1 protein-coding gene is annotated in these 274 nt (G+C 60.2%); it reads right to left on the bottom strand.

Annotated features, from left to right (window positions below; genetic code table 11):
- The coding region (locus EOD29_RS31755; protein WP_206520550.1) for an acyl-CoA dehydrogenase family protein at positions 1-274 on the bottom strand (274 nt) is incomplete at both ends.

Genomic DNA, 274 nt, shown 5'->3' with positions numbered 1-274 from the left:
CGGCAAAGACGATGATGACATCGCCGTTCTTTCCCGAGGTGATGAATTGCTTGGAGCCGTCGAGCACATAGTGGTCATTGTCACGCCGCGCCCGGGTCTTCAGGTTCGAGGCATCGGAACCGGCCTGCGGCTCGGTCAGCGCAAAGCCGCCAATCCATTCGCCGATGGCCAGTTTCGGCAGGAAACGCTGCCGCTGCTCCTCGGTGCCGAATTTCAGGATCGGCACACAGCCAACGGAACTATGCACGCTCATGATCGTCGAACAGGGTCCGTC

This window comes from Mesorhizobium sp. M1A.T.Ca.IN.004.03.1.1, assembly GCF_003997555.1.
GTDB lineage: Bacteria > Pseudomonadota > Alphaproteobacteria > Rhizobiales > Rhizobiaceae > Mesorhizobium.
Note: the sequence above shows the minus strand (reverse complement) of the source record. Positions and strands in the feature narration are given on the sequence as shown.